We start from the raw sequence: 18,183 nt of genomic DNA on the forward strand, positions 1-18,183 counted from the left end.
TCTCCGGGAGTGGAAAGCTCCCACCATGCGACGCTGAGGTTCGCAGTGTTGTAGGACGCTGTGCCAATTACATCCGCTGGCCATGCAGGCGTCATGGCTTCAGACAAAGCGCGTTGACAACCTCACCACCAACTCGGGTTCGGGCGCGACGGCCCTGGGCCGGCGATGCGCCAGCAGGTCCAGCATGGCCGCGACCGCGCGGCGGCCCAGCTCGGCCGGCGACAGGTTGACTGTCGTGCGCGGCGGGCAGGCGTGGGCCGCGGCCAGCACATCATCGAAGCCGACGACGGACACGTCCTCGGGAATGCGCAGGCCGTGCCGGTACAGCGCCTGGGCGGCGCCGGTGGCCATCTGGTCGTTGGCGGCGAAGAGGGCCGAGAACTCGATGCCGCGGCGCAGCAGGTCTTCCGCGGCGCGCTCGCCGCTGGCTTCCTGGTAGTTGCCCCGCTGCACCAGCGCCCGGTCCAGCGCAATGCCGGCCTCCTCCAGCGCCGCCCGGTAGCCCTGCTCGCGCTCCAGCGCGTCCGGGTGGGTCGGGTCGCCGGTGATGTGGGCGATGCGCCGGTGGCCGCGCTGCAGCAGATGCCGCGTGGCCGCCCGGGCGCCCTCGAAGTCGTTGGAGTGCAGGCTGTGCAGGCCCGGTGCCCGCAGTTCCCGGCCCGTGGCCACGACCGGCAGCTCTTGGGCCAGCTCGGTCAGGAAGCGGTCGTCCAGCGTGCCGGTCAGCACGATGATGCCGTCCACGCGGCGCGCCTTCAGCGACTGCACGCAGCGCTCCTCCTCGCGCCGGTCCCAATGCCCGCTGGCGACGACGAGGCCATAGCCGGCCTTGGACAACGCCTCCTCGACGCCGCGCAGCGTCCAGGCATAGCAGGGGCTCTCGAAGTGCTGCACGACGATGCCGATGGTGCGGGAGCGCCCATCGGCCAGCGCCCGCGCGATCGTGTTGGGCACGAAGCCCAGCCGCGCGATGGCCGCGAGCACGGCGTCGCGCTTTTCGGGGCGCACATGCGGCGCGTTGTTGATCACGCGCGAGGCCGTCGTCGTCGACACGCCGGAGGCGTCGGCCACCATGCGCAGGGTGGCGGCATGGGAAGAGGGAGAGTGACTTTTCATCGAACCATCAGACAGAAATGACAGCGTTGTCAACTGGTGTGCAATCGTGCATCAACATCTGCAATTGAGCAAGCGCAGAGGTCGGGCCAGATCGCTTGTCGATTTCACGGGTCGTCGTTCGTCGTGGGGTGAGACGGCGGAATTCTTCTGCCGCACCCTGCCTCTGGAGACCCGACCATGCGATTCCTTTCGATGATCCGCGCCGACGAAACTACCGGCCAAGGCCCCACCGAGCAGTTGATGGCCGACATGGGCCAGCTGATCGACGAGCTGACCCGCTCGGGGCAGCTGGTCAGCACCGCCGGGCTGCGGCCCTCCTCGGAAGGCGTGCGCGTGCGCCTGCACCGCGACGGCCAGCTCTCGGTGGTGGACGGCCCCTTCACCGAGACCAAGGAGGTCATCGCCGGCTACGCCATCTTCGAGGCGCCCTCCCGTGCCGAGGCATTCGAGCTGACCCAGCGCTTCCTGCGTCTGCATGGCACCGGCTGGGACCTCGCGTGCGAACTGCGCCAGATCGACGGCCCCGGAGAGGGCTGCACCCATTCAATTTCCTGAAGAAAGGACCGGCCATGCCCTCCTGGTCAACGTCCCTGCGCGAGCACTACCGCTGGATCGTCGTCGCCGCGGGCGGCCTGCTCGGCTGCGTGGCGATCGGCGCGCTGTTTTCCCTGCCGGTGCTGCTGCGGCCCATCGCCCTGGACACGGGCTGGTCCACCACGGGCATCTCCACCGCCATGACGGTCGCCTTCGTGGCGCTGGCCGTCGGCAGCATGTTCTGGGGTGCCCTGTCCGATCGCGTCGGCCCGCGCCTCGTGGTGGTGACGGGTGCCCTGCTCCTCACCGCGGGCCTCGTGCTGGCCAGCCTCGCCACCTCGCTCGTGGCTTTCCAGCTCTGCTTCGGTGCCATCGTCGGCGTCAGCGCGGCGGCGATCTTTGCGCCGCTGATGGCCTGCGTCACCGGCTGGTTCGATACGCGGCGCAGCCTGGCCGTGTCCCTGGTCTCGGCAGGCATGGGCATGGCACCGCTGACCATGTCGCCGCTGGTGGCCTGGCTGGTGCAGGGCCACGACTGGCGCAGCACGCTGCAGATCGTCGCGGCGCTGGTGGCCGTCATCATGCTGCCGGCAGCGATGCTCGTGCGCCGGCCACCGGCGCTGACGGCGGCCGCCACTACACCGGGCCAGGCGCAGGAACCCGGCATGTCGGTCGGCCAAGCGGTGCGCTCGGCACCCTTCCTGATCCTGGTGCTCACCAGCTTCCTGACTTGCGCCACGCACTCGGGCCCGATCTTCCACACGGTGAGCTATGCGGTGACCTGCGGCATCCCGCTGATGGCCGCGGTGTCGATCTACAGCCTGGAGGGGCTGGCGGGCATGGGCGGCCGTCTCGTGTTCGGGCTGCTCGGCGACCGCTTCGGCGCCGCGCGCACGCTGGTGCTGGCCCTGCTGGCTCAGGCGGTGGTCGTGCTGGGCTATCTGTATGCGCGCGAGCTGAAGAGCTTCTACACGGTAGCCGCCCTGTTCGGCTTCACCTACGCCGGCGTGATGCCGCTGTTCGCCGTCATCGCACGCGAGAACTTCCCGCTGCGCATGATGGGCACGGTGATCGGCGGCACCACCATGGCCAGCAGCATCGGCATGGCGCTGGGGCCGGTGCTGGGCGGGCTGATCTACGACTCGTTCTCGAGCTACGCCTGGCTCTTCATCGGCGCATTCGCACTGGGCATGGGCGCCTTCCTGTCGGCGCTGATGTTCATGCGCCTGCCACGGCGGCCGATGGCTGCTGCGGCGGCCTGAGCGCTGCGTTCAGCGCTCGAAGAAGAAACGCATCATTTCCGCGCTGGCATCGGGCCCGCGAGCGTCCGCGTAGGAGCCCGACGGATCGCCGCCCGACCAGGCGTGGCCGGCACCCCGCACCAGCCATTGCTCGGTCACGACCTGGCCTTGCGCGTCCTTGTGCAGCCGCCGCCTGCAAAAACGCCCGCCGCGCTGGAGACCTTGCTGTTCATCCACGCTGACGGCGGTGCAGCCGTGGGTGGCCGCCACCTGGTCGGCATTGCTCGGATGGACCGTGGCATCGGCATCGCCGTGGAAGACGATCATGCGCACGCCGGATTTGGCCTTGCCCGACGGCGTGGGGCTGCTCCGGCCCTGCATCGCGGCCAGTGCGCCCGGCAGGTCGCGCGCCGCACCGGCAGCGAGCCCGGAGTGCACGCCTGCCGCGGCGAAGACGTCTGGGTGCGTGTCGGCCAGGATCGCCGCCATCGCGCCGCCGGCGGACAGGCCGGCCACAAAGATGTGTTTGGCGTCGACGCCATGGCTGGCAGCGATGTGCTGAACCATCGCGGTCAACAAGGCGGGTTCGCCGCGGTTGCGGCCCTGGTGGTTGTGCTTGAACCAGTTCCAGCAGCCCTGCGCATTGGCCTGGCGCGCCTGTGCCGGGTAAAGCACCAGCGCGTTGTATTCGGCACCGAGCGCGTTCATGCGCGTGCCCTTGGCGAAGTCGTCGGGATTCTGCGTACAGCCATGCAGCATGAGGACCAGCGCGCGCGGCTTGTCAGCCTGGGCCGGCGGGATGAACAGGCGGTAGTCGCGTACACCAGCGCGATGGGTGTAGTGGCCGCTGACGAACTGCGAGTTCGCGCTGACTTCAGGAGCGGCCGCCGGCATCCCTTCTTCAATGACACGCGCTTCGACGTCAATGACGGCGTCATCCAACGGTGGGGAGGGGCGAACCGGCGCTGCGCTGCGTTCCAGCGCCTCGGTGATGGCCGCCATCGCGGCCTGCAGGTCGCCGGCACGCGTGAGCGCGGTGGCGTTCTTCATCAATTGACCGAATTGCGGATGCATGGGGACTTTCAAGAGTCGAGCGGCCCGGCTCAAAGCAGCCGCCCGACCAGGGCCGTTTTGACGGCGGGACTGGCGTGGAGGGCGCCAAGCACGGTCAGCGACTCGATGGTGGCGAGCGCCAGTTCCGGCGTGACATCGGGCGCGATGACGGCGAGGCCCAGCACGCGGATCTGCAGCTTCTGCCCCGCCGCCTGGACCTCCGCCAGGTCTGCGGCACTGAACTGCTGGATGCCCAGCACGATGCTCTTGCGCGAGACCACCTGGCGCACCACATCTGCGTGCGTCGCGATCTGGTTGCGAATGGCCGTGCGGATCAGGTCGCTGCGGTTGGCATAGAAACCCTCCTGCACCAGCAGGTCGATCTGGCCCAGGTCGACGCAGCCGATGTTGAGGGTGAGCTTTTCGTCGACAGGCTTGGCCGCCTTGGGCGAGAGCAAAGGTGTGGCAGGCATGGCGCCATCATGCAACCATCCACTTGGATTCCACTAGCCTTATTTTGTAAGCGTTTCAAAGCGCCCGGCCGAGCCAAGGGCGGCAGGCCGCATCAGTCGCTGTCCTGCCCGGGCAGCAGCGCAGGCCAGGGCCAGCACTGCGATTGATCCGCGGGCTCCCAGGCATCCGCGGCCTGGTAGCCGATGACGCGCAGCAGCGAAGCCAGCGGGTTGGCGGCAGGGGCGAACCTGGGGTCCAGGGCCTTGTCGATGGTGTCCACCAGGCCTTGCAGATGGGCACGCTGGATGCGGTCCCCGCTGGTGGCCTTGGCACTGATCACACCCTTGAGATCGCGCAGCTCGGCCCTCACCACGGCTTGGCCGTCGTCCAGGCCCATCAGGCCGGCAATGCTGAGGCCGGTGAAATTGAGGCGCGCAGCGAGGGTGTCGACATAGTGGCGCTGCAGGCCGCGGCGCGGCGCGGCGATGGCAGCGCCGCTGGCGAGTTCGGTGAACACGCCGCGGCGCAGCTCGGACAACAGCTCGTCCAGGCGGTAGGCCTGGGCGCCGAACTGCGCCTCCTGGGCTGCCAGGCGCTGTGTGCGGGCAGGGTCCAGCATCATGCGCAGCAGGCTGCGCTGGGAGGTGCTGACCATGCCGGGTGGCTCGGACGCGCGCAGGCGCTGGGTCACGGCCGGGTCCAGCAGCCATGGCGGGGTGGCCAGCAGTTGGCCGGTCAGGAACTTCACCGCGCGAACCTGCTGGGCGCGAGGCACGGGCGTGGCAATGGCGCCGGGCTGGTCGTTGTGCTTGTTCTGCACGCCGTAGCCGCCCACGATGGCCGCCACGTGGCTGAGTTCGCGCAGCCACTGCGTCCAGGTGGCGCGGTAGAGATCCTCCAGGGTCTTGTCGTCCTTGCCGTCCTGCGGCACGAGGCCCGGCAGCATCTTGACCACGCGCTCCAGGTTGCGCATGCCCAGCGTGGTGGCGGCCACGGCGTCCGCATCGCCGACGGCCTCGGCGTTCTCGCCGAAGTCGCCGCCCTCGGCCTTGGGCGCGCTGAAGCGCAGCCAGGGCTTGCCGTCCTGCTCGCGCGCCCACAGGTTGAGCTGCTGGCGCTCCTCTTCGGGCGTCTTGGCGCTGGGGATGGGGGTGTAGCCCCAGCGGGTGGCGAACACGTCGTAGGGGCCGATCTTGGGAATCAGCAGCGCGGGATCGACGTTGTCCTCCGGCTGGACGAGGTAGTTGAAGCGGCTGTAATCCATCAGCGTGGGCACATGGCCCATGGTCTTGAGCCACTGGGGGTCGCGCAGCTTGTCCACCGGGTACAGGGAGCTGGCCTTCATGTTGTGCGGGAAGCCCAGCGAATGCCCCACCTCGTGCGTGACGACGAAAGCCACCAGGTCGCCCATGAGGTCATCCGGCAGCGGCAGCTTGCGGGCGCGCGGGTCCAGCGGGCCCACCTGCGTGACGTACCAGTCGCGCTGCAGCTGGACGATGTTGTGGAACATCACGATGTTGGCGTTCAGGATCTCGCCGCTGCGCGGGTCTGCCAGGTGCGGGCCGTAGGCATTGGCGGTGGGCGACGGCACCCAGCGGATGACGCTGTAGCGCACGTCCTCGGGGTCGAACTCCGGGTCTTCCTCGGGCGTGGGGAATGGCCGCGCCTGCACGGCGTTCTTGAAGCCCGCGGCCTCGAAGGCCTCGTTCCAGGCCTCGACGCCCTTCTTCACATAGGGCACCAGCGAGGTGGGCGTGGCCCTGTCGATGTACCAGACGATGGGCTTGACCGGCTCGCTCACCGCGGCGCCGGGGTCCTTCTTCTCCAGCCTCCAACGGGTGATCAGGCGCTCGCGCCGGACCTCGTGCGCGCCGGCGCCGAAGTCGGTGCGGCTGACGCTGAAGAAGCCCACGCGGTCATCCAGCAGGCGCGGCATCATGGGCTGCTGGGGCAGTTGCACGATGCTGTAGGCCAGGTTGAGCGACACGCTGCGCGCCGCCTGCATCTGCGGCAGCACGGGCAGGCCCGGTATCGTGGGCATGGGCGTCGGCATGACGGTGTAGGTATGCACCGCGTCCACCCGCACGCTGCCGGGGAAGGCCTTGGTCTGCTCCACGTAGCTGCGGCTGCTGTCCACGCCGCCGCGCACCATGGCACGGGCGCTGAAATCGCCCACTTCGGAGTTGAACAGCCGCGTGACCTCAATCACCGGCGCGCCGTCCTTGCCGAAAGCCTCCACCGGAAACACCGCCAGGATGGCATCCCGCTGGGACAGGCGCACGGCGTCCGCGATCGGGCTGCCCGGCGCGCTCACCGCATCGTGCGACACGAGCTGCAGCATCACGCGGTTTTGCTTGAGCACGAAGCGCAGCACGTCCTGGTTGAGTGTGCGCCCCACATGATCCTGGCCCGCGGGCACGGCGGTGGCGTTGGCCACCATCAGCAGCGGCTGCTCCAGCAAGGCCTTGGGGATCTCGAAATAGAGCTTGTTCTTGAGGTTGTGGACGCGGAACAGGCCCTCCTGCGTCTTGGCCTCGGCCGTGATGACCTTGTCGAAGGGCTTGGGCTCGGTCACGTCGGGCGCCGCCGGGCGCGTTGCGCCAGCGGGCGCCGAGGCGCCGGAGGCCGGCGGAGCGGGGGGCGTTTGGGCGAAAGCCTGGCTAACGGCCAGAGCCAGCAGCAGGGCGGCTGACAGCGCCCGGCTTTGCGTCTTGTTTTTCATGGCATCCCTTGGGTCCGGCGCACCACAGCGCGCACGGTGGGCATCATAGGCAAGGGGCCGACGCGCTCACCAAGCCTTGAAGCGCCCCGTGACATGCAGCAGCGCCATGAACTGCAGCAGGCCGTCGTAGTAACGCCATTGGCCGGCGGGCGGCTCCAGCGCCCAGAGATCGTTGACGAAGCGCGCACCCAGCGGCTTGTCGACGAGTAAGGCCGCGACGGCATTGCTGGCCATCAGGCCCCTGGAGGGTTCGTCGTTCAAGGGCTTGCCGTCCAGCGCGTAGAGATGGGGATAGGGCTTGCCGCCATTGCCTTGCGAAGCGAAGAAGCCCAGCAGCTTGCGGCTCAAGCCCGCGGCGTCCGGGTTCTTGTCCCACCAGGCCTGGTCGACACTCCAGTTCACCGCCGTGCGGAAGGCGTCGTAGCGGAAGTCCTCATGGCCTTCATGCACGCGCGGGCGGCCGTCGAATTCGGCGTAGTCGGGCGTCAGGCCGGTCTTCGGATGGGCCGCCACGGAGAAGTAGGCGCGGCTGATCCCGGCGATCTCGGCCCAGCGCTCGCGGTCCTCGGGTTTGGCGGCGCGGCGGGCCCAGATCTCGTAGAAGGCGGGCAGGTGGTAGGACGGGTCGCTGAAGTCGGCCGCCTTGCCGATAGGCACGAAGACGACCTGGCCGCGCTCGGGCGAGAACATCGAGCGCACGCCGTCGACGATGCCGCCGTTCATCTGCTCCTTGTGCAGCATGGTGCTGAGCAAGGCCTGGGCCTGGGCGTTGTAGTCGTACAGGCCCTGGCCATTGCCCCAGCGGGCGGCCGCCATCAGCAGCGCCGTGGCGAAGTACTCCTCGCCGTCGGACGCGGGCACGGTGTCCTTGTCGCAGCCCTTGGGCTGGCATTGCCAGCGAAAGTAGCCGGCGCGCGGGCCCGTGCGGTAGCGCATATGCGTGGCGGCCCAGTTCCACAGCGCGTCGAACTCCGCCTTGCGGCCCATCTGCACGGCAATCATCATCCCGTAGGACATGCCCTCGCTGCGCACATCGGCGTTGTTGACGTCCAGCACATAGGCGGCCGGGCCGTCAGGTGTGGCGGGCGCGGGGTAGACGACACGGTGCTCGGCGTCGCCCTCGAACAGCGACTGCCAGTAGCCGGCCAGCCTGGCGTCGATGTCGGCCTCGGTCACGCTGGGGCGGATCTCGCGCAGCAGGTTGCGGTAGTTGCCGGTATGTGCCGCGCCACGCGGCGGGAGGGTGACCGAGGCCAGCGGTGCCAGCACCAGCTTTTGCAGCACCGCGTTGTCATCGAGGCGCCAGACCTTGATGACATGACGGCCGGGCTGCAGGCTGGCAAAGCGTGCGCTGAGCACAAAGCCGTTGTCCTTGACGGCCTGCGCCCAGTCCTTCTCGCCGCGGCTCAGCTCGGGGCCTGCAGTCGGCACCAGGTTCAGCTTGAGCTCCTGCGCCGGCAACTCGTCGACGGCCACGGCCAGGCGGATGCCGCCCGCATTGCGCGTGTCCAGCGTCGGCACCATGTGCAGGCTGAGCAGCGTGTCGCCGGCGTGCGACGTGTCGACGTCGTACTCCAGCCGCACGCCATCGGCCAGCGTTGTCGGCGCGTGGCCTTGCGGCAAGGCCGTCACAGCGCCCTGGCCGTGGCCGAGGTTGGGGATGACCGTCCAGGTCAGGCCCTGGCCGTTGATGGCGCGGCTGAACCGAATCGCCTCCAGCGTGATCGCGTTCGACGGTTCTGCCGTGGCGCGCTCCAGCTGGCGTTGAACTTCGGCCGGATCGGCGCTGCCCGCCACGCGCTTCACCGCCGGCATGATGTTCTTGTCCGGCTGCTGCCAGCTCGTGTAGCCGATATGGGTCTGCAGCATCATGCCGGCCCATTTGCCGTTCGCGAGGGCGTGGTACTGGTCGGCGATGGCCTGGTCGCGCTGGAAAGCAGCCTCGGCGCGGTCGGCAAAGACATCGGCGCGTGCGTCACCCGCCGCAGCCAGCTTGCGGTTCCATGCCGCCGCGTAGTGCAGCCGGTAGAGGTTGGCCATCGCCAGCACGGGGTGCTCGACCAACTGGAAGTAGGCGTCGAGCTGGTCGGCCTTCAGCCCCGCCTTGACCTTCGCCACGCGCGCTTCCAGCACCTCCCATTCGGCGACGCGGCGGCCGAAGTCGCCGCCATCCAGCGCATCGGGCGAGGCGTTGCCGAGACGGAAGCTGCCCGCGTCGACGAGCTCAGGCTTGCGCCGTGCCGCATACTGGCTGTAGCGAGTGACCAGCTCACCGATCTCCGCGGCTTGAGCGCCGCCGAAGGTCCGCGCCGCCCAGTCGCGCGGGTAGGCCGCCAACGCCGCCGGCGTCATGCGCGTGGGCGACCAGGCCATGTCGAGGAAGAAGCTGATCGGGAACTCCATCGGCTTGATGTCGCCGACGTTGACGATCCACAGCGCGTCCGCTCCGCGCTCGTGGGCCAGGTTCATCTGCTGCCAGGTCTTCTCGATCTGGTTGGTGTTGAGCCACTTGTAGTTGCGCGGCCCGCCCACGTAGTCGAAGTGGTAGTACACGCCGTAGCCGCCCTTGCGGTCGAGGTCTTTCACCGGCAGGCGGCGGATCTGGCCCCAGTTGTCGTCGGCAAACAGCAGCAGCACGTCGTCGGGCACCTGCATACCCTTGTCGTAGTAGTCCTGCACCTCCTTGTAGAGGGCCCACATCTGCGGCGTCTTCTCGGCCGGCTGGCTGGTCACGTCGGCAATGATCTTGCGCTGGTCGCGCACGACGCTTTCGAGCAGTGCGGTGGCCGTGCCCTCGCTCATCGGCTCGTCGCCGTCGCCGCGCATGCCCACGGTGACGAGGGTGTCGAAGGCCTTGCCGCCGGGCCGGCCCATCGTGCGCTGGATGCCGCCGCGCCAGAACTCGCGCAGCTGCTCGGGGTTCTTCGCGTAGTCCCAGGCGCCGCCCTTGGAGCGCGCCCATTCGTCATGAGCCCGCGACATCGGCTCGTGGTGGGAGGTACCCATGACGACGCCCATCTCGTCGGCCAGCACCATGTTCCTCGGGTCGTCGGCATTGAAGGCGCGCGGCGCCCACATGGCCGGCCACAGGTAGTTGCCGCGCAGGCGCAGGATCAGCTCGAAGACATGGGCATAGAAGGCCGAGTTGGCGCCGCCGAACCTGGCCTGCGCCCAGGTGCTCAGCGCCGGCGCCTCGTCGTTGATGAAGATGCCGCGGTACTTGACCTGGGGCTGGTCGTCACGGGCGCCCGCGGTGACGAAGACATCGGTCTTCTTTTCCACCGGCACGTCCGCCCACCAGGCCCAGGGACTGACGCCCATGCGGGCCGACAGGTCGTAAGTGCCGAAGACCGCGCCGCGGCGGTCCGAACCGACGATGACGAGGGCACGGGCGATGCCCGGCCAGGGCTGCTCGACGACCACCTGGCGGTAGGCCTCCCAGCGGCCCTTGAGCCCGTCGAGCTTGAGCTTGCGGCGGGCGACGAGATCGTCCAGCATGGGGCTGCGCCCCAGCTCGCCGATGACCACGATTTCGCCGCGCGCGTCGGCGATACGGTTCAGCAGCGCTGCCGGCTTGCCCGACACGCGCTCCAGGTCCGCCGCGAAGTTGCGGCTCGCATGCTGGAGCGCCGGATCGGCCGCAGCATCGACAACAACGCCAGCCGCCTGGCCCGCCTTCACCAGTGCCAGCGCGCGGCCGGGGTCATGCGCGCAGACCGACACGGGTGCGTCGCAAGCCAGGGCGGGCACGCAAACACCAGCCGCGACCAGCAGCCCCGCGAGGATTTTCAAAACACGACGAATCACCGCTAGTCTCCACGCCCGGCGTCCTGGCACGGGACGCTCTTTGGCCATTGATGTTTACGCAATCAGTTTTAAAGCACAAAGATGATCGCGGGGGCTGATCGGGATTTTCCCTGGTATCTCAGCCCACTTCTGCCTGATGCACGCCGCCATGATGAATTCCATAAAGGCGCGCTTCAGCCTATTTATGGTAGCGTAACCTTTTCGAAGCCGCCCGCACTGCCCACGTCCAGCAGGCCACGATTCATGATCCACAACCCCGTGCTGCCCGGCTTCAATCCGGACCCCTCCTTCTGCCGCGTCGGCGATGACTTCTACATCGCAACCTCCACCTTCGAGTGGTACCCCGGCGTGCAGATTCACCACTCGCGCGACCTCGTCAACTGGACGCTGGTGACGCGCCCGCTGAGCCGCAAGAGCCAGCTCGACTTGCGCGGCAACCCGGACTCCTGCGGCATCTGGGCGCCCTGCCTGTCCTACGCGGACGGCCTGTTCTGGCTGGTCTACACCGACGTGAAGCGCTTCGAGGGTAACTTCAAGGATGCGCACAACTACATCGTCACGGCGCCCAGCATCGAGGGCCCCTGGAGCGACCCGGTCTATGTGAACTCGTCGGGCTTCGATCCCTCCCTCTTCCACGATGACGATGGCCGCAAGTGGTTCCTGAACATGCTTTGGGACCACCGCACCGGCTCCATCGGCGGCCAGCCCAAGGCCTCCGCATTCGCCGGCATCCTGCTGCAGGAATGGGACGCCGAACGCCGCCAGCTCGTCGGGCCGGTCACCAACATCTACCGCGGCACGCCGCTGGGCCTGGTCGAAGGGCCGCACCTCTTCAAGCGCCAGGGCTGGTACTACCTGATGACGGCCGAGGGCGGCACCGGCTACGGCCACGCGGTGACGCTGGCGCGTTCGCGCGCGCTGCATGGCCCCTACGAGACCCACCCCCAGCGGCACGTCGTCAGCAGCAAGGACGCACCCGACGCGCCGCTGCAGCGCGCCGGCCACGGCCAGGTCGTGCAGTTGGCCGACGGCAGCGTCTACCTCGCCCACCTCTGCGGCCGGCCGCTGCCGGGCACGCGGCGCTCGCCGCGCGGCCGCGAGACGGCCATCCAACGTTGTGTCTGGGGTGAGGACGACTGGCTCTACCTCGCCGACGGCGGCATGGTGCCGGCCGTCGAGGTGGCTGCGCCCACTGATGCGCAGCCGCTGCCGCGCGAAGCCGTGCGGCGCAGCTTCGTCAACTGCCCGCGCCTGCCGCAGGAATTCCAGTGGCTGCGCACGCCCGAGCCTGACCGGCTGTTCACGCTCACCGGCGGCGCACTGCGGCTGACCGGGCGCGAGTCGGTGGGCAGCTGGTTTGAGCAAAGCCTGGTGGCGCGGCGCCAGGAGGATGCCGGCTTGCGCGCCGAGACGACGGTGGCGGCTTTTTCTCCCGACACCTACCAACAGGCCGCGGGCCTAACCCATTACTACAACCGCCACAAGTTCCACGCCCTCCTCATCACCTGGGCGGACGGGCTGGGCCGCGTGCTGAGCATCCTGTCCTGCCCCGGCGATTGGCCGGACAACCGGTTGCAGTTCCCCCTCGGCGAACCCGTGCCTTTGCCCGCCGAGGGCCCGGTGCAACTCGCTGCCGACATCGACGGCCCGCATCTGCAGTTCCTCGCCGACTGGGGCCAGGGCTGGCAGCCCGTGGGGCCGGTGCTGGACGCCAGCGTCATCTCCGACGAAGGCGGCCGCGCCGAGCATGCCTCCTTCACCGGCGCCTTCATCGGCATGCTGGCCTTCGACACCAGCGGCCGCGCCCGAACGGCTGACTTCACCCGCTTCGACTACTTGCCTCGATGAGCACCAAGGGTTCAGCAGCCGATCCCGCGGTCTTCACGCTCGGCACGGCTGGCGGCCTGCAGATCCAGGTCAGCGATTTCGGTGCGCGCTGGCTGTCCTGCCTCGTGCCCATGCCAGATGGCAGCCGGCGTGAGGTCGTGCTCGGGCACGCGACGCCGGCCGCTCATCTGCGCGAGCCCGGCTTCTTCGGCGCCATCGTCGGCCGCTATGCCAACCGCATCGGCGGCGCCGCCTTCACGCTGGACGGGCGCGCGCATCGGCTCGTCGCCAACGAGGGCGAGAACCAGCTGCACGGCGGTCCGGATGGCTTCGACCGCCGCAGCTGGACGGTCGTCGACCACGGTACGCACCACCTGCGCCTGGCCCTGCATTCGCCCGATAGCGACCAGGGCTACCCCGGTGCACTGAGCGCCGAAGTCGAGTACCGCCTGGACCCGCAGCGCCCAGTCCTCACGCTGCACTTCGGCGCCCGCGTGAGCGCGCCCTGCCCGGTCAACCTGACCAGCCATCCCTACTTCAATCTCGACGGCTCGGCAGCGCCCGTGCTCGGCCATCGGCTGCAGGTGGCCGCGAGCGCGATGCTGCCGGTGCGGCCCGACATGGTCCCGACCGGCGAAGTCGCCCCGGTCAACGGCACGCCCTTCGATTTGCGTCAGCCACGCCTCATCGGCGATGGCCTGGGCCAGGGCGAGCAGCAGGCGCGCGGCAGCGGCTACGACCACTGCTTCGTGCTGGACGAGAACGCCGCACGCGGCGAGGCGCCCGCCGCCGCGCTGGTCTCGGCCGACGGACGCCTGGCCATGCGACTCTTCACCAACTACCCTGGCCTGCAGGTCTGCAGCGGCAATTTCGTGCACCATGCCAAGGGCCGCGACGGCCTGCCCTTTTCACGCCATGCCGGCATCGCGCTGGAGCCGCAGTTCTTCCCGGACGCGCCCAACCACCCGGCCTGGCGCGAGCAGGGCTGCATCCTGCGCCCCGGCCAGACGCTGGCGCGCTGGATGCGCCTGGAGTTCGACGCCCTCGCCCGATGAAGCCGCTGCCCATGACCAAGACACCCGAAGAGCTGCGCAGTGCGCGCTGGTTCGCCAAGGACGATTTCCGCAGCTTCGGCCACCGCAGCCGTGTGCTGCAGATGGGCTACGCCGCCGAGGATTTCATCGGCAAACCCGTCATCGCCATCGTCAACACCTGGAGCGATGCCAACCAGTGCCACAGCCACTTCAAGCAGCGAGTGGAGGACGTCAAGCGCGGCGTGCTGCAAGCGGGCGGCTGGCCGCTGGAACTTCCGGCCATTTCGCTCAGCGAAAGCATGGTCAAGCCGACGTCCATGCTCTATCGCAACTTCCTCGCGATGGAGACCGAGGAGCTGCTGCGCAGCCACCCGGTGGACGGCGCCGTGCTGATGGGCGGCTGCGACAAGACCACGCCCGGCCTCTTGATGGGCGCGCTGAGCATGGGCCTGCCCTGCATCTACCTGCCGGCCGGCCCGATGCTGCGCGGCAACTGGCGCGGCCAGGTGCTGGGCTCGGGGTCGGACGCCTTCAAGTACTGGGACGAACGCCGCGCCGGCCGCCTGAGTGACCAGGCCTGGGCCGAGATGGAGGCCGGCATCGCGCGCAGCCACGGCACCTGCATGACGATGGGCACGGCGGCCACGATGATGGGCATTGCCGAGGCGTTGGGTTTCACGCTGCCGGGCGCCAGCAGCATCCCCGCGCCAGACGCCAACCACATCCGCATGTCGGCGGAATGCGGCCGGCGTATCGTGCAGATGGTGTGGGGCGACCTGACGCCAGCGAAGTTGCTCAGCAAGGGCAGCTTCGCCAATGCGATTGCAGTGGCCATGGCCATGGGCTGCAGCACCAACGCCATCATTCATCTGGTCGCCATCAGCCGCCGCGCCGGGCTGCCGGTCACGCTGGACGACTTCGACGTGGCCAGCCGCCATGTCGGCGTCATCGCCAACATCCGGCCCAGCGGGGATGCCTACCTGATGGAGGACTTCTTTTACGCCGGCGGGCTGTCCGCGCTGATGAACGTCATGCTGGACAAGCTCGACCTCGGCGCGCTGACCGTCAACGGCCGCACGGTGGGCGAGAACGTCGCCGGCGCCGAGGTGTTCAATGCGGACGTGATCCGCGCGCTGGACAACCCCATCTACGCCGAAGGCGCGCTGGCCGTGCTGCGCGGCAACCTCGCGCCGGACGGCGTCGTCATCAAGCCCAGCGCCGTGGCCAAGCACCTGCTGCAGCACACCGGTCGGGCACTGGTGTTCGACGACTACCCCAGCCTCAAAGCCGCCGTCGACGACCCGGATCTGGACGTGACCGGCGACGACATCCTCGTGCTGCGCAACGCCGGCCCGAAGGGTGCCGGCATGCCGGAGTGGGGCATGCTGCCTATCCCGACCAAGCTGCTGAAAGCCGGCGTGACGGACATGCTGCGCCTGTCCGACGCACGCATGAGCGGCACCAGCTACGGCGGCTGCCTGCTGCATTGCAGCCCCGAGGCCTTCATCGGCGGCCCGCTGGCGCTGGTGAAGACGGGCGACCGCATCACCGTCGACGTGCCGGCCCGCCGCATCCACCTCGAAGTCAGCGACGAGGAACTTGCCGCGCGCCGCGCCGCCTGGACGCCGCCGCCCGCGCGCTACGAGCGCGGCTACGGCTGGATGTTCGCCCGCCACATCCTGCAGGCCCATGAGGGCTGCGACTTCGACTTCCTTGAAACCCAGTTCGGCGCGCCGGTGCCCGAGCCGGTGATCTACTAAGAACTGCTTGCCCCACATGCTGAAGAACACAGCCACAGAGACACGGAGGCACAGAGAGAGCCGGATGCCTCTGTGTCTCTGTGCCTCTGTGGCTGTGTTCCTTGGCCCTTCCAATTGAGACCCACATGAACCCCGACACCCGCAAGAAGCTGATGGGCGTCAGCACCGCCACGCTCTGCACGGCCCTGTTCAAGCGCGGCCTGCGCGGTCAGTTCATCCAGGACGTGCGCCCGCTGAACCCCGGCCTGCCGAACATGGTCGGCCCGGCTTACACGCTGCGCTACATGCCGGCGCGCGAGGACCTGAACGACATCAGCGTGTTCAAGGACCGCAGCCATCCGCAGCGCAAGGCCGTCGAGGAATGCCCGGAAGGTGCGGTGCTGGTCATCGACAGCCGCAAGGATGCGCGTGCCGCTTCGGCGGGCGGCATCCTGGTGGCCCGGCTGATGGTGCGCGGCGTGGCCGGCGTCGTCACCGATGGCGGCTTCCGCGACAGCCCGGATATTGCCCGCTACAGCATGCCGGCCTATCACTCGCGCCCGAGCGCACCGACCAACCTGACCCTGCACCAGGCCATTGCCATCAACGAGCCGATCGGCTGCGGCGATGCGCCGGTGTTCCCGGGCGATGTGATCGTCGGCGATGCCGAGGGCGTCATCGTCATCCCGGCCCACCTGGCCGACGAGATCGCGAACGAATCCGTCGAGATGACCGTCTTCGAGGACTACGTGCAGGACAAGGTGATGGGCGGCCGCAGCGTGCTGGGCCTGTACCCGCCGACCGACGCCGACGTGGCCGCGGACTTCGCGGCCTGGCGCCAGCTCAAGGGGCGCTGACCTTCGGGCATCGCCTGTCGAGCACTTCGACAGGAAAGGCTTCGGCCATCACGCGATAGCCGGCCAGCGACGGATGCAGGCCGTCGTTGTCGACCTCGGCACGCAGGAATGCCGGACGCGCGGGGTCGCGCATCAACGCATCGAAGTCCACCAGTGCATCGAAGCGTCCCGGCTCACGCAGCCAGGCGTTCAGCGCCTGGYGATCGGCCTCGTTCTCGGCTTGCGGTGAGTAATAGCCACTGCCCGAATAGGGCATGACGGTCGAGGCGATCAAGCAGACGCCCCGTGAGCGGGCACGCTGGGCGAGGTCAGTGAAACCCGCCTTCATCTCGGCCAGCAGCGTGGCGCGAGACTCGGGCGTCGTCGGCCGGCCGCGATGGCTGACGCCGAGATCGTTGACGCCGATCAGCACGACGGCGTGCGTGGTGCCGGTTCTTTCCAGCACGTCGCGGTCAAAACGCGACACGAGGTTGGGACCGAGCCCGTCGCGCAGCAGGCGCCCACCGCCGATCCCCGTGTTGATGACCGAGACCTCCCGCTTCTCCGCCATCAGGCGACGCGACAGCGCATCGGTCCAGCGTTGGTAGCTGCCCGAGGGCACGCCATAGCCGTCGGTGATGGAGTCACCCGTCGCGACGAGGACGGGCAGCACCCTGGCAGCCCGCACGTCCAAGGCTGCCAGATGTCTCCAGCCTTCCTGGGCCACGGCCTCGGGCCAGTCCGCCGTGCCGACGCGATCGCCTGGCACCGCCCAACTGCGGATGCGCGAACCTGGATGCATGCTGGCCTGCGCCGGCCCGGCCTGCACATGCATCTGCACGGCGACATCGGCCTGGCGTGGGACGGCGAATTCGATCACGTCGCTCCAGATCTCGGCATGCGCCGGCACGACGACTTCACGCCGACCCCAAAAGCTCAGCGAACGCAGGCTGGCCGCGTTGACCACCACGCCGTCCACCAAGGCCACGCTGGCCGCGCCCAGGGTCAGCGGCTCGGCGCCGAAGAGGTTGCTGATGCGCACCCGCAGGGCCCGCCCTGCGGCGTCCACGCGCACGATCTGGCGCAAGCTGACGTCGCGCAGGGGCTGGCGCCACGCGAGCGGGGCGTCAGCTGGCGGTGCCTGCTCCAGCTGCGCGCTGGCCCAGGCCGCCAGCCAGGTGCCGCCGGCATCGTCTCGCGGCGCGCCGGCGCACCCGGTCAGCAGCAGGATGGCAGTCAGCAGGCCGAATCGGAGGCGCGCTCTTGGAGATGGGCTCATGCCAAAATGATAGCGCAACCATTTGCTCGTCATCCAGGCGGCCCGGGGAGCGTGGTTGTTGCACCTGCAGGCCCTGTCCAGAACTCCCGGCTTGCCTTTTCAGCCGCGATCTGCGCCCGAGTCCTGCGCGCTTTTCATCCGCGTACCGGCGCCTGGGCCAACTGGGCCGACCACAGCGGTTGCGTCGCGAGTTCCGCCGCGGTGACGTCGTCTGCCGTCACCGCATATTCATTGCTGCTGCGCTCAACAAAATAGGCAGAGCGGTAGCGCTGCAGCAGTCCCCCGAGTGCCCTGCGGGCCTGATTCGAAGGGCCATTGAAGACGAGGGTCAGCGTGGTCATGGTCGGTGCTTTCATCAAGGGCCGAGGTCATCCCATCGGCCCTCCTTGAACGCCAGGCAACCCGTGCGGTTGACGTTCAAGGTTGATACAGCTTGTGAGCGCACGCCCAAGTCAAGCGATACGGCCTACAGGCGGCCCATCAGCAGCAGCACCAACACGATCAGAAGAACCGTGAGCCAACGCCGCCTCGGGACGAAGCGC

At 68.7% G+C, this 18,183-nt stretch carries 13 protein-coding genes; 6 read left to right on the top strand and 7 right to left on the bottom strand.

Annotation, left to right across the window (positions count from 1 at the left end):
* Positions 1 to 99: 99 nt before the first annotated feature.
* Positions 100 to 1,116 (bottom strand): LacI family DNA-binding transcriptional regulator, encoded by a 1,017-nt coding sequence (locus tag ACXJKM_RS11320; RefSeq protein ID WP_457352393.1) that lies wholly within the window; start codon positions 1,114 to 1,116, stop codon positions 100 to 102.
* 177 nt (positions 1,117 to 1,293) lie between these two features.
* Between ACXJKM_RS11320 and ACXJKM_RS11325 the strand changes: the two genes are divergently transcribed.
* Both ACXJKM_RS11325 and ACXJKM_RS11330 read left to right on the top strand, forming a co-directional pair.
* A complete protein-coding gene (locus tag ACXJKM_RS11325; RefSeq protein WP_056204814.1) occupies positions 1,294 to 1,671 on the top strand; it encodes a YciI family protein in 378 nt (125 codons plus the stop codon).
* Positions 1,672 to 1,685: 14 nt separating this feature from the next.
* Positions 1,686 to 2,912 carry an MFS transporter gene (locus ACXJKM_RS11330; protein WP_457352395.1) on the top strand — a complete coding sequence of 409 codons (1,227 nt, stop codon included), beginning with the start codon at positions 1,686 to 1,688 and terminating at the stop codon, positions 2,910 to 2,912.
* Positions 2,913 to 2,921: 9 nt separating this feature from the next.
* On the opposite strand, the gene ACXJKM_RS11335 is transcribed toward ACXJKM_RS11330, so the two are convergent.
* From ACXJKM_RS11335 to ACXJKM_RS11350, 4 genes are all read right to left on the bottom strand, one after another.
* Positions 2,922 to 3,965, bottom strand: a complete 1,044-nt coding sequence (locus tag ACXJKM_RS11335; protein WP_056204819.1) for an extracellular catalytic domain type 1 short-chain-length polyhydroxyalkanoate depolymerase — start codon at positions 3,963 to 3,965, stop codon at positions 2,922 to 2,924.
* 29 nt (positions 3,966 to 3,994) lie between these two features.
* On the bottom strand, positions 3,995 to 4,417 hold the full coding sequence (locus ACXJKM_RS11340; RefSeq protein WP_457352397.1) for a CopG family transcriptional regulator: 423 nt from the start codon (positions 4,415 to 4,417) through the stop codon (positions 3,995 to 3,997).
* 92 nt (positions 4,418 to 4,509) lie between these two features.
* On the bottom strand, positions 4,510 to 7,119 hold the full coding sequence (locus ACXJKM_RS11345) for a zinc-dependent metalloprotease (protein ID WP_457352399.1): 2,610 nt from the start codon (positions 7,117 to 7,119) through the stop codon (positions 4,510 to 4,512).
* 66 nt (positions 7,120 to 7,185) lie between these two features.
* Entirely contained in the window at positions 7,186 to 10,926 is a 3,741-nt protein-coding gene (locus ACXJKM_RS11350) for a glycosyl hydrolase family 8 (protein WP_457352401.1), read from the bottom strand.
* A 243-nt stretch (positions 10,927 to 11,169) separates the two neighbouring features.
* On the opposite strand from ACXJKM_RS11350, the gene ACXJKM_RS11355 reads away from it, so the two are divergent.
* The 4 genes from ACXJKM_RS11355 to ACXJKM_RS11370 all read left to right on the top strand — a co-directional run bounded on the left by ACXJKM_RS11355 (position 11,170) and on the right by ACXJKM_RS11370 (position 16,383).
* On the top strand, positions 11,170 to 12,774 hold the full coding sequence (locus tag ACXJKM_RS11355) for a glycoside hydrolase family 43 protein (RefSeq protein ID WP_457352403.1): 1,605 nt from the start codon (positions 11,170 to 11,172) through the stop codon (positions 12,772 to 12,774).
* Positions 12,771 to 13,808, top strand: coding sequence for an aldose epimerase family protein (locus ACXJKM_RS11360; protein ID WP_457352405.1), 1,038 nt, complete (start codon positions 12,771 to 12,773; stop codon positions 13,806 to 13,808). The genes ACXJKM_RS11355 and ACXJKM_RS11360 overlap by 4 nt, the downstream gene beginning before the upstream one ends.
* A gap of 11 nt (positions 13,809 to 13,819) precedes the next feature.
* Positions 13,820 to 15,547, top strand: coding sequence for an L-arabinonate dehydratase (gene araD / locus ACXJKM_RS11365; protein ID WP_457352406.1), 1,728 nt, complete (start codon positions 13,820 to 13,822; stop codon positions 15,545 to 15,547).
* Between the two features lie 125 nt (positions 15,548 to 15,672).
* A complete protein-coding gene (locus tag ACXJKM_RS11370) occupies positions 15,673 to 16,383 on the top strand; it encodes a ribonuclease activity regulator RraA (RefSeq protein WP_056204829.1) in 711 nt (236 codons plus the stop codon).
* Here ACXJKM_RS11370 and ACXJKM_RS11375 read toward each other — a convergent pair.
* Positions 16,370 to 17,641, bottom strand: coding sequence for a GDSL-type esterase/lipase family protein (locus ACXJKM_RS11375; RefSeq protein WP_457352408.1), 1,272 nt, complete (start codon positions 17,639 to 17,641; stop codon positions 16,370 to 16,372). The genes ACXJKM_RS11370 and ACXJKM_RS11375 overlap by 14 nt on opposite strands.
* 134 nt (positions 17,642 to 17,775) lie before the next feature.
* On the bottom strand, positions 17,776 to 17,982 hold the full coding sequence (locus tag ACXJKM_RS11380; RefSeq protein ID WP_157282173.1) for a hypothetical protein: 207 nt from the start codon (positions 17,980 to 17,982) through the stop codon (positions 17,776 to 17,778).
* Positions 17,983 to 18,183: the final 201 nt, after the last annotated feature.

The sequence above is a fragment of the Roseateles sp. P5_D6 genome (assembly GCF_054049415.1).